Annotated in this window: 8 protein-coding genes; 6 read left to right on the plus strand and 2 right to left on the minus strand. The window is 67.3% G+C overall.

The genetic code is table 11. The features are described 5' to 3' along the window. Positions 1–644 precede the first annotated feature (644 nt). Positions 645–3,494: a protein kinase domain-containing protein gene (locus tag DB30_RS14985; RefSeq protein WP_165703773.1), complete on the plus strand. Its 2,850-nt coding sequence runs from the start codon at positions 645–647 to the stop codon at positions 3,492–3,494. Positions 3,495–3,536: 42 nt separating this feature from the next. Here the strand turns inward: DB30_RS14985 and DB30_RS14990 are convergent, their stop codons facing one another. After that, complete coding sequence (locus DB30_RS14990; RefSeq protein ID WP_165703774.1) at positions 3,537–5,606, minus strand: hybrid sensor histidine kinase/response regulator; 2,070 nt, start codon at positions 5,604–5,606, stop codon at positions 3,537–3,539. 405 nt (positions 5,607–6,011) lie between these two features. Here DB30_RS14990 and DB30_RS14995 point away from each other — a divergent pair, with 405 nt between their 5' ends. Further along, positions 6,012–6,203: a LemA family protein gene (locus DB30_RS14995; RefSeq protein WP_240480238.1), complete on the plus strand. Its 192-nt coding sequence runs from the start codon at positions 6,012–6,014 to the stop codon at positions 6,201–6,203. Then, on the plus strand, positions 6,148–9,087 hold the full coding sequence (locus DB30_RS15000) for a CheR family methyltransferase (protein ID WP_052549378.1): 2,940 nt from the start codon (positions 6,148–6,150) through the stop codon (positions 9,085–9,087). The genes DB30_RS14995 and DB30_RS15000 overlap by 56 nt, the downstream gene beginning before the upstream one ends. Here the strand turns inward: DB30_RS15000 and DB30_RS15005 are convergent, their stop codons facing one another. Continuing rightward, positions 9,088–11,187 (minus strand): hybrid sensor histidine kinase/response regulator, encoded by a 2,100-nt coding sequence (locus DB30_RS15005; protein WP_052549380.1) that lies wholly within the window; start codon positions 11,185–11,187, stop codon positions 9,088–9,090. Positions 11,188–11,420: 233 nt separating this feature from the next. On the opposite strand from DB30_RS15005, the gene DB30_RS15010 reads away from it, so the two are divergent. From DB30_RS15010 to DB30_RS15020, 3 genes are all read left to right on the plus strand, one after another. Then, on the plus strand, positions 11,421–12,020 hold the full coding sequence (locus tag DB30_RS15010) for a LemA family protein (RefSeq protein WP_052549382.1): 600 nt from the start codon (positions 11,421–11,423) through the stop codon (positions 12,018–12,020). A gap of 6 nt (positions 12,021–12,026) precedes the next feature. Further along, on the plus strand, positions 12,027–12,833 hold the full coding sequence (locus tag DB30_RS15015) for a TPM domain-containing protein (protein WP_146658987.1): 807 nt from the start codon (positions 12,027–12,029) through the stop codon (positions 12,831–12,833). 1,371 nt (positions 12,834–14,204) lie between these two features. Then, positions 14,205–14,586 (plus strand): DUF6531 domain-containing protein (locus DB30_RS15020; RefSeq protein WP_146658989.1); only part of this gene is annotated, 382 nt, incomplete at its 3' end.

Consider the following 14,586-nt stretch of genomic DNA (forward strand, 5'->3'; position numbering starts at 1 on the left):
CGCCGTCGCGCCATTCGATGCGGGTGTCATTCGCTCTAACGCAAACACAGCGCGTCGCCCCGCTCGCCCTATCACCGCTTCTGCAATGCTGACACTTGGCGGCAGCACGATCGCGAATGTCATTCCGGTCGACGCCCTCAATCACGCCGATCAGAAGCCGCCGATCTCGAGTCGCCGCTCAGGGCATGTCCGCGGCACAGCGGAACCCGTGCTCGGGGTGGGCGGCCTCGGCGTCGGTCTTGCGCCGCTCGAACATTCGTCGTCTGGCCCGCCACCCAGGAAGAAGGTGGCACCGGGGACCTCGAGGAGGTTGGGCTCCGGCTCATCTCCGGTCTCGGTCCCGGCCGCGGTGTCGGTGCTCGTCTGCGTGGCCGCGTCACGGGTCTCGGTTGGATCCGACCCGTCCGCGCCGCCATCGTCCCCCCCACACCCGAGCAAACATGCAGTCCCGCGCGCGACGTTGGCAACCCGGACTCCTCGGAGGCTCCTCGGACTCAGGGTTGCATGGCGCAGAACATCGCACGGACATCGGCAGATGTGCAGTGTTTTTGTCCAAGGATCGCGGCCATGTGGATCATCGGGGGCTTCGCCGACCGGATCGCGGGGCTGGGTTGTCACAACCGCTGGTAGACTGTGGCGACCGCATGCGACTTGGACCCTACGAACTCGTCCGCATGATCGGCGCAGGCGGCATGGGCGAGGTCTGGGCGGCCCACCGACGCGGGGCGAGCGACCACGAAGTCCTCGCCGTGAAGTGCCTCCCCGAGCGGCTCGCCGACGTCCCAGCGTTTCGCCAGATCCTGCTCGAAGAAGCACGCCTGGCGATGTTGCTGCGCCACCCAAACATCGTCCATGTGTTTGACGCGGCCGAGGTCGCCGGGCAGGCCTACATTGCGATGGAGTTCGTCCACGGGCTCGACCTCGCGCGGCTGCGCAAGTACATGGCCGAGACCGGCGAGCGCCTGGCCCCGCAGGTCATCGCCTACGTCATCGGAGAGATCCTGACGGGCCTCGACTACGCCCACAACCTCGTCCATGAAGCGGAGCTGTTGTCGCTGGTCCACCGTGACATCTCACCGCACAACGTGATGCTGTCGGTCGAGGGCGAGGTCAAGCTGACTGACTTCGGGGTCGCGCGGCTGTCCAGCGAAGACACCTCGGGCACCCACGTGAAGGGCAAGGCTCGCTACATGCCGCCCGAGCAGCTGCGTGGTGAGTCGCGCTCGCCAGCCGTCGACCTGTTCGCCGCGGGGGCGGTCCTCCACGAGATGCTCGATGGCAGCGTGTTTCGCGGCGAAGGGGTCGACGACGCGCGGCTGCTGGGCATGGCCCTCAACGGCAGCGTGCCCGCGCCCAAGCACCCCCGCGAGATCCCCCGAACCCTCGAGCGCCTGCGGCGAGGCTTGCTCGCCGCGGATCCACGCCAACGCATCCGCAGCGCCGCCGAGGCGCTCGAGCTGCTGCAGGCTTGGACGGGCTACCGCGACGCGGGCACCGAGCTGGCCCAGGTCGTGATGCGCTACCTCGAGCGCCAGACCGGGCTCGCGCAACAACCAACACAGACCGGTCTGGCCCATCAAGCAACCTTCCTGCAGACCAACGAGATCAGGATCGAGGACGCGGACGACTTCTTGGCGCTCGATGGGCTGCCCAACGAGTCGATGTTGTCGGCGCCGGTCATGCAGGCGGCCAAGTCCGGGGTCCTCGCAGTCGACGCGCAAGACCACGGCGCCGGGCTCGTTCAGGATCTCGAGCACGACCTGGTCCACGCTCCCGACCATGGCCGCCACGGCGTCGACGAAGACGGGTTTGTCATTGATGACCCGATCCCCCGGGCGCCAACGGGCGGGCACCGCAGCGTCCCAGCGTTCACCGGGTCGCCCCTGCAGCTCGACATGCCCGCCCGCGGGCCCTCGATCGCGCGCCAGCACACGACCAGCCACAATCCAGTGGTGTCCCAGGGTCGCAGCGGCGCCGCCCGCTGGCTGATCTGGATCATCGGCGTCCTGGCCGTCGGTGCGGCGGCTGTATTTGGTGGGCCCAAGCTCATGGCGTGGCTCGACGCCCGCGCCGACGACCCGCTCGACGCCGCCCCCGCTGACGACTTCGGGCTCCGCAAGGCGCGGGTCATCGGCGACGATCACCCGAGCCACGCGGGCTTTCGTCACCACCGCATGGACAAGCTCGCGACCGACGACATCCTGTACGAGTACACGGTGACGCCAGGCCCGGACGCCACCGAGCCGCTCGCCATGCTCGCGGCCGGCGAGGCCGAGTTTGCGCTGATGCGTCTCGACCAGCTGTTGCGTGCGCCCGCGGACGCCCTGGCCGGCGCCAAGATCGTCGCGGTCGTGGCGGTCTCGGTAGGCGCCGACGGCTTGGTGCTCGACAGCGTGGAGCACCCCAGCCTGCGCTCGCTCGAGGACCTCGCCAAGCTCGGCCGCAAGCTCGAGCATCCCGTGGTGCTCGCCTACGCCAGCGCGAGCCCAGGCGCGTCCCTCGAGCTTCGACTCGACGCGCTGCTCAGCGCGATCGCTCAACCAACCGTCCAGCGCAGCGACGAGCCGGCCGACGCCCGCTCCGTCTACGACGCGCTCGCGGCCGAAGCCAGCGATGACGCACCGATCGTCGCCGCGATGTTGAGCGAGCCGTGGCTCAGCCAGGCGCGCGACGCTGGCATGACGGTCGCCGTCAGCACCGCCGATCTCCCAACAACCGTCATCCACCTGTTGATCGCCAGTGAGCGCACCCTCGCTTCGGGCCCCGAGTTGGTCAGCGCGGTGGTCGGCCGCGCCTACGAAGTCGTCGACGCCCAGCACAGCGAGCCCGCCGAGCGCGAGGCCCTGATCCAGCAGCTCGTGACCAGCTCGGGCCTGAGCGCGGCCGAGGCCGGCGCAGCGTTGCTTGGTCTGTGCAGGCCCGACGCCGCGGGTGCCCTGCCCTGGCTGCTGGGGACCGACGACAAGGGCCCCCTGCTGAGCGAGGCGGTCGAAGCGACTTGGGCGACGCTGCGCGCCCGGGATCTGGTCACCGGACCTTCCCCAAGCCGGGACAGCCTCAACCGCCTGATCGACGCGCGCGCGCTCATGGCCGCTGCCGAAGGTCGTGAAGCCAAACATGCCTGCGCGCCTGCCCCCACTGTCACGGCGGACCAGAGCGCGCGGCCGCTTGGCGAGCTCGCGCTTCCTGTCGCGGATACGTCATGGTTCAACGCCAACGAGCCCGCGCTGTCCAATGAACACACCGTGCACGTCGACGATCTCGTCGTGCGCCTGCGCAGCTTCAACCCCGCAACCGTGACCGCCGTGATCACCGGATACGGCGACGACCGGGGTGACAAATCCCGGGCGCTCGGCCAGGCCCGGGCCAAAGCTCTCGTCGAGCGGCTGCAGTCCGCGGGCGTCGAGATGCAGCTCGCGCCCCGCGGCGCCTCCGCCAGCGCCGGGCCGCCAGCGCAGCTGCGAATCAGCCTGGCAACAATTGGCGAGGATTGAGCCCGCCTGCGTTCGAGCCCCACCCTCAACCTGCTCGACGGATCATGGTGACGCCAGCAGCTGCTGAATCGCGGCCACCAGCTGCTCGATCTCGATCGGCTTCTCGAGGAAGGTCGACCTCGTCGTTGTCAGCGCGAGCAGCTCGAGGACCTCTGGGTCGGCACACGAGCGACCCGAGAGGATCACGATCGCGCGGGGCCGAGCCAGCGTCTGCAGGCCCTCGAGCAGCTCGCGTGGCGAGGTGTTGGGGAGACCGAGATCCGTGACCACCACATCGATCGCCTCGCCGTGTTCACTCGCGATCGCGAGCGCCTGAGCGCCGTCGCGTGCGGCGAGCACCTGATAGCCCTCGTCGTCGAGCAGCAGCTCCATCGCGTCGAGGGCCAGATCGTCGTCCTCGATGAGCAGCACCAGCTCACCCGCGGGCGGGGACTGCGTTGGACCGGACCCGTTGCCCAACACCTCGCGTACTTTGGCCAGCAACGTGTCTTCCGTGAAGGGCTTCTGGAGGGCGGGCGCCTCTGGCGAGAGCCGGCGCTCTCGCACCAGCTTGACCTTTGGATGCGCCGACATGAACAGCACCCGCAGCTGCGGCCGCAGGCCCACGGCGGCGGCCACCAGATCCGTGCCGCTCGAGCGTGGCAGCACCATGTCAGTAAGTACCAGGTCGATATCTGGGCGGGCCCTGATCAGCTCGAGGGCCTGCTCGCCGTCCTCGGCCTCGAGCACCCCATAGCCCCAGCGTGACAGATAGTTCCGCACGGTTTGACGGACCAAGCCCTCGTCCTCCACGACCAACACGGTCTCGTCGCCACGGCCCGGCGCCTGTGATCCCTCGGTTGGAGATGCCAGCGGGCGAGAGGTGAGCGGCAAGAGCACGCGCACCGTCGTGCCAACACCCAGCTCACTCTCAACCTCGATCTGTCCACCCAACTGCTGCACGACCCGGTAGACCGTGGACATCCCGAGCCCCGTGCCCTCGCCGACCGCCTTGGTCGTGAAGAAGGGCTCGAACAAGCGGACCTTGGTCTCTTCGTCCATGCCGAGCCCCGTGTCGGCGACGGTGATCGTGACATAGACCCCCGCGGTCAGCCCCAGGCTCTGTGCCTCGGCCTCGTCGAGGGCGAGCTCGGCGGTCTGCACCTTCACGCGGCCGCCCTCGCTCACCGCGTCGCGAGCGTTGAGCACCAGGTTGGCGAGCACCTGCTCGATCTGGCCCTGCTGAGCCCACACACGGCCTTCTTTGGCGCTCAGCTGGAACGACAGCCCGATGTCCTCTGGCAACGTGTGACGCAGGATCCGCGCGTTCTGAGCGACGATCGCGTTGACATCGACGACCGCGCACGCGTCGTCGCCAAACCGCCCAAGCGCCAAGAGCTGCCGGGTGAGCGTGGCGCCACGAATGGCCTCGGCCTTGAGGTCTCGCAGAAGTTGTGCAGCGCGGGTCTGTTCGTCGAGCTCGAGCAGGGCGCTGCTGGCACAGCCCAACATCGCCATCAGCAGATTGTTGAACTCGTGGGCGACGCCGCTGGCGAGCCGCCCAATGATCTCGATCTGTTCCGCCCGCTGCAGATGAGCCTGGAGCTCGCGCCGCTGGCTGACGTCGCTGAACGCGGTCCGGCACACCGGGCGACCGGGGTGGGCGTCGTCATCCTCGCTGTCGGGGACGCTCTCGAGCCGCATCCACGCCTGCTTGCCGTCGGCGCGGAGCACCCCGAGCTCGCAGGTATGTGGTTCGCCGTCGCGGATGACGTGCTGAAGGTGCGCGTGCAGAAGATCGGCCGACGATGGGTCCATGCGGCGCGACAGCGGCGTGCCGACCAAGGCCCCGTGCTCGAGCCCGAGCAAGCCCGCGGCCGTGAGGTTGGCCGCGAGGATCGTCGTGTCCGGCGCGAGGGTCAGGTAGCCCACCGGGGCCTCGTCGTAGAGCCGACGGTAGCGGTCGCGGGACCGCTCGACCTCTCGCTGGGTGGCGAGCAGCTCCTCGTTTTGGAGCTGCAGCTCGATGTGGTGGATCTGCAGCTCTTCGTACAGCGTGGCGGGGTCGTCGTCGGGACTGAACGCTGGCGCTGCGAGCCGACGCTCGCGCAGACGCTCCGCCCGCCTACGCAACTGCTCATTGTCCTCGCTTTTCACTCTTCCGTGTGGCCGACTGGTCGCGGCCCTATTAGGGTGGCACCTCGTCGTCCCCATAGCTGCGAAAAAAATACGTCAACGCGCAGGTTCCGCGCCCTGACGCATTGCTTTCAGATCGGGCCAGAGCTTCTCGCCCGCTTGTGGACGGCTTTGGGGGGACGGGTTCGCCGTAGGCAGCGAACTGATCGGAGGACCACCGCAGGCGCTTCCCGTGTCGCGGACCCATGTCCGTGTCAGCTTCGAAGCGGCTTGGAGCCCACTGCATGAAACGCCCTGGTCTCGTCGTGGCTCGCCGTCCTGGCGTTGATCGTCGTCGTCGTTGGTTCAACGCTCGCGGAACAGTGGGCGCAGGTCGAGGACGCCTGCCAGCGCCGCGCCGACCTGGTCCCCAGCCTCGTCGCCACCGATCAGGGCGCGGCCGCACATGAACGCGTGCCCCTGGCGGCGGTCACCGAAGCGCGCGCCAAGGTCGGGGGCCTGTGCACTGGCGCGTCAGCCTCGCTAAGCTCTGGCCGCCATGCAAGACCAAGCGAGCGACACCAACGAAGCGCAGCCCGAGCCACGAGCGGGTAACTTCATGGTCGCGGGCTTGGGCGCGTCAGCTGGGGGGCTGCAGGCGTTGACGGCGTTCTTCGAGAACCTGCCAACGGACTCTGGCCTCGCCTTCGTCGTCATCACCCACCAGCACGCCGGCCACGTCAGCTTGATGCCCGAGATCCTTGGCAAGCACACCACATTGCCGGTCGTCGAGGCCACGGATGGCATGCTGGTCGAGCCCAACCACGTGTACCTGTCGCCCCCGGGCGGACGCCTGGCGTTGATGGGCGGCACCCTGCACGACATGCGCTCGGTGAGCGGAAACAACTCGAGCGCGCCGGTCCTGCCGATCGACTATTTTTTCCGCTCGTTGGCCGAGGAGCTGGGTGATCGTGCCCTCGCCGTGGTGCTGTCGGGGACCGGCAGCGACGGCTCCGTTGGCGCGAAGATCATCAAGCGCGAGACCGGCCTGGTCCTGGCCGAGGATCCAAACTCCGCCACCTACGACGGCATGCCACGCAGCGTGATCGCGACCAGCGTCGTCGACTTTATCGGGACCCCGGCCGAGATCGCCCGCAAGATCGTGAACTACGCGGCCCGCACCACCTCCGGTCAACCACGCCAGAACTCGGATGTGTCCCTGCAAGACATCCGCAAGATCCTGGTCATGGTTCGTGATCACACCGGTCACGACTTCTCGGGCTACAAAGAAAACACGATCCGGCGTCGCATCGAGCGACGCATGAACCTGCACCAGTTCGAGTCCCCGCGCGACTACGTCGCGTATCTGCAGCAAAACCCGATCGAATTCGACATCCTGTTCAAAGAGCTGCTGATCGGCGTCACCAATTTCTTCCGCGACCCCGAGGCGTTCGCTACGCTCGCGGACAAGCTGCCCGAGCTGCTCGAGCACAAGCGCGACGGCGACTCCGTGCGAGTGTGGGTTGCCGGGTGCTCGACCGGCGAAGAGGCCTACTCCATCGCGATCTTGCTGCACGAGGCCACCCGCGAGCTCAACAAGCGCCTGGTCCTGCAGATCTTCGCCACGGACCTCGACGCGACGGCGATCGACAGGGCGCGGGCTGGCATCTATCCCGAGGGCATCGCGGTCGACGTGGGCGAGCCTCGACTCGGGCGCTACTTCGCCAAGGACGAGGCCGCCTATCGTGTCCGCAAGGAGATCCGAGACATGGTGATCTTCGCGCCCCACAACGTGATCGCCGATCCACCGTTCACAAAGCTCGATCTGCTGTCGTGTCGAAACTTGCTGATCTACCTCAACAGCCAGCTACAGCGCCGTATCGTTGGTCTGTTTCACTATGCGCTCAGGCCCGGCGGCTTGATGTTTCTTGGCACTTCGGAGTCGGTCGGCAATTTTGCAGATCTGTTCACCTCCGTTGACAAGCGGACCAAGCTGTTCCGCCGCGTGTCCACCAGCCCCAACCTGTTGCCGCGGTTCCCGCTCGCCGCCTCGGCCCATGCGGATCTGACGACGCGCGAGCACCGAGAGCTACCGCGCAAGCCCACCGCCGCGCCCGTCGCCCGGCTGGTCGAGAAGGTCCTGATCGCCGAGCACGTGCCGCCAAGCGTGGTCGTCAACGAGCGCGGCACGATCATCCACATCCACGGTCGGATCGGCCAGTACTTCGAGCCCGCGCCTGGCCAGCCCAGCCTCAACCTGCTCGACATGGCCCGCGAGGGCCTGCAACCCTCGCTGGCGACTTGCCTGCGCCAAGCGGCCTCGCGCGACGCCGAGGTCCGCCACGATCACGTCCGCGTGCGCAGCAACGGCACCTTCTCCCACGTCGACGTGAGCGCCCGACGGCTCACGGATCCGCAGCAGCTGCAGGGGCTGATCCTGTTCACCTTCGTGCCGTGTCCACCGCCCGAGCAGCTCGCGGCGCTCGAAGTCGAGCGGCCAAGCGGCGCCGACAACACCAACCAGCTGCAGGCCGTGGAGAACGAACTTCGCTACACCAAAGAGACGCTGCGCAGCACGATCGAGGAGCTCGAGACCTCCAACGAGGAGCTCAAGTCTGCCAACGAAGAGCTGCAGTCTACCAACGAAGAGCTGCAGTCCACCAACGAGGAGATCGAGACCTCGAAAGAGGAGATGCAGTCGCTCAACGAGGAATTGCACACCGTCAACAGCGAGCTCGAAGAGAAGGTCGCCGATCTGTCGCAGGCCAATGACGACATGACCAACCTCCTCAACAGCACCGAGATCGCCACCGTGTTCTTGGACAATGACCTTCGCATCAAGCGCTTCACCGCCAGCGCAACCCGGATCATCAAGCTGATCTGGAGCGACGTCGGTCGCCCGATCGGCGACCTCGCCTCCGAGCTTCACTATGAGTCGCTGGTCGCCGACGCCACCGCGGTCGCCCGCACGCTGATTCGCCTCGAGCGCGAGCTGCAGGGTAAGAACGGGAATTGGTACCTGATGCGCATGGTCCCCTACCGGACCACCGACAACGTCATCGATGGCCTGGTCATGACCTTCGTGGACATCACCGACCAAAAGCGGGCGTTCGCCGAGTTGCAGCGAATCGAGGATCAGATCCGTCGAGACGACGAGTCCATGGCCGTCGTGTTGACGGCGTGTAGCGTGCCCGTCGTATTCTGGCGGGTAGACCGGGAGCTGCGATTTTGCTGGGTCGGCAACCCGTTCCCAGGCCTGTCCGCGACACAGATGGTCGGCAAGCGCATCGATGAGCTCGCTGCGGGTGAAGGCGCCTCGCGGCTGCTGGAGCTCGAGCGCCGCGTGCTCGCGACTGGCGTTGGCGAGGAGCAAGACCTGCTGCTCGAGATCAACGACGCGTCAAATATCTGGCGGGTGTGTGCGCACCCGCAACGCGACGAAGATGGCGAGGTCGAATGCGTCTCGGCGATGGCGGTCGCGGTCCGGCAGCTCGACTGATCATCCTGACGCCAGCAGCTGCTGAATCGCGGCCACCAGCTGCTCGATCTCGATCGGCTTCTCGAGGAAGGACGACCTCGCCGTTGTCAGCGCCAGCAGCTCGAGGACCTGCGGGTCGGCACCCGAGCGCCCCGAGAGCACCACGATCGCGCGGGGCCGGACCAGCGTCTCGAGGCGCCCCACGAGCTCATGTGGCGAGGTGTTGGGGAGACCGAAGTCGGTGACCACCACATCGATCGCCTCGCCGTGTTCGCTCGCTATGGCGATCGCCTGAGCCCCGTCCCGCGCTGCAAGCACCTGATAGCCCTCATCGTCGAGCAGCAGCTCCATCGCGTCGCGGGCCAGGTCGTCGTCCTCGATGAGCAGCACCATCTCACCCGCGGGCGGGGCCCGCGTTGGACCGGACCCGCTGCCCAACACTTCGCGCACTTTGGCCAGCAACGTGTCTTCCTTGAAGGGCTTCTGGAGGGCGGGCGCCTCTGGCGACAGCCGGCGTTCTCGCACCAGCTTGGCCTTTGGATGCGCCGACATGAACAGCACCGGCAGCTGCGGGCGCAGGCCCACGGCGGCCGCCGCCAGATCGATGCCGCTCGCGTGTGGCAACACCATGTCAGTCAGGAGCAGATCGATATCCGGGCGGGTCCTGATCAGCTCGAGGGCCTGATCACCGTCCTCGGCCTCGAGCACCCCATAGCCCCAGCGTGACAGATAGTTCTGCACGGTGTGACGGACCAAGCCCTCCTCCTCCACGACCAACACGGTCTCGTCGCCACGGCCCGGCGCCTGCGCCCCCTCGGTTGGAGCTGCCAGCGGGCGAGAGGTGAGCGGCAAGAGCACCCGCACCGTCGTGCCAACACCCAGCTCACTCTCAACCTCGATCTGCCCCCCCACCCCCCGCACGATTCGGCAGACCGTGGACATCCCGAGCCCCGTCCCCTCGCCCACCGACTTGGTCGTGAAGAAGGGCTCGAACAAGCGAGCCGTGGTCTCTTCGTCCATGCCGAGCCCCGTGTCGACGACGGAGATCGTGACGTAGACCCCCGCGGTTCCCCCCAGCCTCTGCGCCTCGGCCTCGTCGAGGGTGAGCTCGGCGGTCTGCACCTTCACGCGGCCGCCCTCGCTCACCGCGTGGCGAGCGTTGAGCACCAGGTTGGCGAGCACCTGCTCGATCTGGCCCTGCTGAGCCCACACACGGCCATTCTTGGCGCCCAGTTGGAACGACAGCCCGATGTCCTCTGGCAACGTGTGCCGCAGGATCCGCGCGTTCTGAGCGACGACCGCGTTGACATCGACGACCGCGCACGCGTCGTCGCCATACTGCCCAAGCGTCAAGAGCTGTCGGGTGAGCGTGGCGCCACGAATGGCCTCGGCCTTGACGTCTCGCAGAAGTTGCGCGGCGCGGGTCTGTCCGTCGAGCTCGAGCAGGGCGCTCGTGGCACCGCCCAACACCGCCATCAGCAGATTGTTGAACTCGTGGGCGACGCCGCTGGCGAGCCGCCCAATGATCTCGATCTGTTCCGCCCGCTGCAGATGAGCCTGGAGTTCACGCCGCGAGCTGACGTCGCTGAACATGGTCTTGCACGCGCGACGACCGGGGTTGGCGTCGTGATCCTCGTTGTCGAGGACGCTCTCGAGCCGCATCCACGCGTGCTTGCCGTTGCCACGGATCACCCCGAGCTCGCAGGTATGCGCTTCGCCGTCGCGGATGACCTGCTGAAGGTGCGCGTGCAGAAGATCGGCCGACGCTTGGTCCATGTGGCGCGCCAGCGGCGTGCCGATCAAGGCCCCGTGCTCGAGCCCGAGCAAGTCCGCGGCCGTGAGGTTGGCCAAGAGGATCGTCGTGTTCGGCGCGAGGGTCAGGTAGCCCACCGGGGCCTCGTCGTAGAGCCGGCGGTAGCGGTCGCGCGAGCGCTCGACCTCATGCTGGCTGGCGAGCAGCTCCTCGTTTTGGAGCTGCAGCTCGATGTGGTGGAGCTGCAGCTCTTCGTACAGCGTGGCGGGGTCGTCGTCGGGACTGAACGTCGGCGCCGCGGGCCGACGCTCGCGCAGACGCCCCGCCCGCCTACGCAATTGCTCATTGTCCTCGTTGTTGTCGCTCAATAGGATCCGTGTGGCCGCCTGCTCGCGGCCCCACTAGGGTGGCACCTCTGCGTCCCCAAAGCTGCGATATATATGCGGTGACGCGCAGGTTCCGCGCCCTTACGCACTATTTTCAGATCGGGCGAGGGCTCATCGCCCGCATCGAATTGATTTGATCAGAGGACCACCGCAGGCTCTTCGCGTGTCGCGGGCCCATGTCCGTGCCAGCTTCGAAGCGGCTTGGAGCCCACCGCATGAAACGACCTGGTCTCGTCGTGCTCGCCGTCCTGGCGTTGTTCTTTGTCGTCGTTGGTTCGACGCTCGCCGGCACCTACAACTCGCTGGTGCGCTCGAGCGAGGCCGTCGCCGGGCAGTGGGCGCAGGTCGAGAACGCCTACCAGCGCCGCGCCGACCTGGTCCCCAACCTCGTCGCCACCGTGCAGGGCGCGGCCGCACATGAACGCGAGACCCTGACGGCGGTCACCGAAGCGCGCGCCAAGGTCGGGAGCCTGCAGCTAGGGGCGGCCTATGATGATCCCGCCGCGCTCGAGCGATACCGGGCTGCCCAAGACGAGCTCTCGTCGGCGCTGAGCCGCCTGCTGGTCGTCTCCGAGGCATATCCGCAGCTTCGCGCCAACGAGAATTTCCTGGCCTTGCAGTCGCAGCTCGAGGGCACCGAGAACCGGATCGCCGTCGAGCGCAAGCGCTTCAACGACGCCGCGCGGGCGTTCAACACCAAGCGCGGGACCTTCCCCACCGTGATGTTCGTCGGGATGTTCGGTGATCGCTTCGACGCCAAGGCGTACTTCGAGGCCCAGCCGGGCGCGGCGAGTGTCCCCACCGTGGAGTTTTGAGAGCCCATGTCCGCGCCCCGCACAGGTGTCTTCAGCTCGGGCGCGAGCTTCTCGCCCGCTCGCGGACGCGTCGCTCGCTGGTGGGTTGTCCTGCTCGGACTGGTGGGGCTGGTCTGTCTGGGTCTCGCGGCGTCCCTGGCCTTCGCTTCGCCGGCAATTCCGCCAGCCCCCAGCGCCCGCGTCACCGACGAGGTCGGCGTGCTCTCGACGCCGGCCCGCGCGTCGCTGGACCAACGCCTGGCAGCCTACGAAGCCGCCAGCGGCCGCCAGATCGTCGTGTGGATCAGCCACACCACTGGCGAGGTCCCGATCGAGGACTTCGCGGTCCAGGCGTTCGAGCAGTGGAAGATCGGCCGCGCCGAGCTCGACGATGGACTTGCGATATTCGTGTTCGTAGATGACCGCGCCGTTCGGGTTGAGGTTGGCTATGACCTCGAGCCGCTCGTCACCGACATGATGGCCGACCGGGTCATCCGAACCCAGATGATCCCCAAGATCGAGCGCGGCGAGTGGGACGCCGCGATCGAAGGGGGTGTCGAGGCCCTCGTTGATGCGATTGAAGGTCAGGCTGGATCGCTGCCGGCAGATGACGGATCGCAGCAACCGTCGACGGGCATGACCAAGCTGCAGCTCGCGGCGATCGCTGTGGGGGTGCTGTTGTTCTTGATCCTGCTGGTGACCCGCCCACGCCTTGCGATGTTGCTGTTGTTCTTCGTGGGTCGCGGCGGTGGTGGCGGTGGTGGTGGTGGTGGTGGCGGTTTTCAGGGCGGGGGCGGTCGCTCGGGCGGCGGCGGAGCGACCGGCCGATGGTGAGCGACCCCGAGGCCGGCGGGAAGTACGCGAGGGTAGGCCCCGGCTGCCCGGGGGGCATCCGCAAGCTACGACGACGTAGCTCGCGGCTGCTCTGGGGTCGGCAGGAAGTCCTCGAACGTATGCGTTGGCCGTCGTGTCGGCTCCCTCGACATGCGACGGAGTAGCTCGCAGCTGTCCCGAGGGCGGCGGAAAGTCCGCGATCGTAGTCCTCGTCCGTCCTCTGGGTGGCGCGACATCCGCGAACGAAGCCCCGTCCAGGTCGCAGGTCGGCCAGCGGAGACGCTGCGTTCGCATGGGACGGGCGCACCGCGGCGGTGGGTCGGCAACCGTAGCCTCTCGCTGTACCGGTGACGGCTGCCTGCAACCCCCGGCGAGCTGGTGTCCGCGGCGGATTCAGAAGATCGAAGCTCGGAACACCCCGCGGCGGTGGGCACCCCATTCACATTGAACGGCGGAAGACCCCGCGGCAGTGGGCACCCCATTCGAATTGAACGACGGAAGACCCCGCGGCAGTGGGGACCCCATTCAAATTGAACGACGGAAGACCCCGCGGCAGTGGGGACCCCATTCAAATTGAACGACGGAAGACCCCGCGGCAGTGGGGACCCCATTCAAATTGAACGACGGAAGACCCCGCGGCAGTGGGGACCCCATTCAAATTGAACGACGGAAGACCCCGCGGCAGTGGGGACCCCATTCAAATTGAACGACGGAAGACCCCGCGGCAGTGGGGACCCCATTCAAATTGAACGACGGAAGACTCCGCGGCGGTGGGCACCCCATTCGAACACAAGGTCGGAAGACTCCGCGGCGGTGGGCACCCCATTCAAATTGAACGGCGGAAGACCCGGCGGTGGTGGGCACCCCATTCGAGCACAACGGCGGAAGACCCCGCGGTAGTGAGCACCCCATTCGAGCACAACGGCGGAAGACCCCGCGGCAGTGGGCACCCCATTCGAGCACAACGGCGGAAGGCCCCACGGCAGTGGGCACCCCATTCGAGCACAACGGCGGAAGACCCCACGGCAGTGGGCACCCCATTCGAGCACAACCAGGAAAGACGCCCCGTCGCTGGAGTCAGCGCGGGGCGAGACCCGTGAAGACCGCCAGCTCACTCGCCCTCGGCCGGAGGCTCGATCGGCGGGGGTTCGGAGTCCGCTAGATCCCCCGGCGCGCGGCCATGTGGGCGGCCTGCTGCGAGTACGAGACGCGCGAGGAAAGCTGTGAGGGTGCGTTGTCCCCCTCGGCGACTGCGCCAAACGAGAACGCAAGATAGTCTCCGCGTCGCAGACCGCGACGAGTAAAGTTGCGGGCTCGACTGGTGCGGATGGCACTTCGCCCTGCTTGCGAATGTGGCAGGTTGCCTGAAGGATGGATGCTTTTCAGCGGTTGATCAGCGTGGCCATCGCCGCATGTTGGGTGCTGCTCAGCGGCTGTGGGGATCGCCCGGACCTCCCCGCACCGGGGCTGCGCGGTGCTCTAGATGTCAGGATGCTCGAGCCGCCCAGCCAGGCGGCTGGCGAGCCGCACGCGTTCGATCGCTGCCCGGATGGCGCTTGTCCGCGCGATGAAGCTGGGTATCTGTTTTCGGGGGAATTCCATGAGCGGGTGGTTGATCTGCGGGTGCGGGGCTGTACGGTCGGGCTCGACCTGGTGTGGGCGCGCCGCTATCGATCGCGCCTGGGGCCGGCCGCGGGGCGGTCGCCGCTTGGGAACAATTGGGACCACAGCTACAATATTTATGCGGAGCTTG

It is taken from the genome of Enhygromyxa salina (genome assembly GCF_000737335.2).
Taxonomy (GTDB): Bacteria; Myxococcota_A; Polyangia; order Nannocystales; family Nannocystaceae; genus Plesiocystis; species Plesiocystis salina_C.

What these genes read in the sequence shown, in the direction of transcription:
- DB30_RS14985 (WP_165703773.1), top strand. Translation starts at nt 645, where the DNA reads ATGCGACTTGGACCCTACGAACTCGTCCGCATGATCGGCGCAGGCGGC.
- DB30_RS15015 (WP_146658987.1), top strand. Translation starts at nt 12,027, where the DNA reads ATGTCCGCGCCCCGCACAGGTGTCTTCAGCTCGGGCGCGAGCTTCTCG.
- DB30_RS15000 (WP_052549378.1), top strand. Translation starts at nt 6,148, where the DNA reads ATGCAAGACCAAGCGAGCGACACCAACGAAGCGCAGCCCGAGCCACGA.
- DB30_RS15010 (WP_052549382.1), top strand. Translation starts at nt 11,421, where the DNA reads ATGAAACGACCTGGTCTCGTCGTGCTCGCCGTCCTGGCGTTGTTCTTT.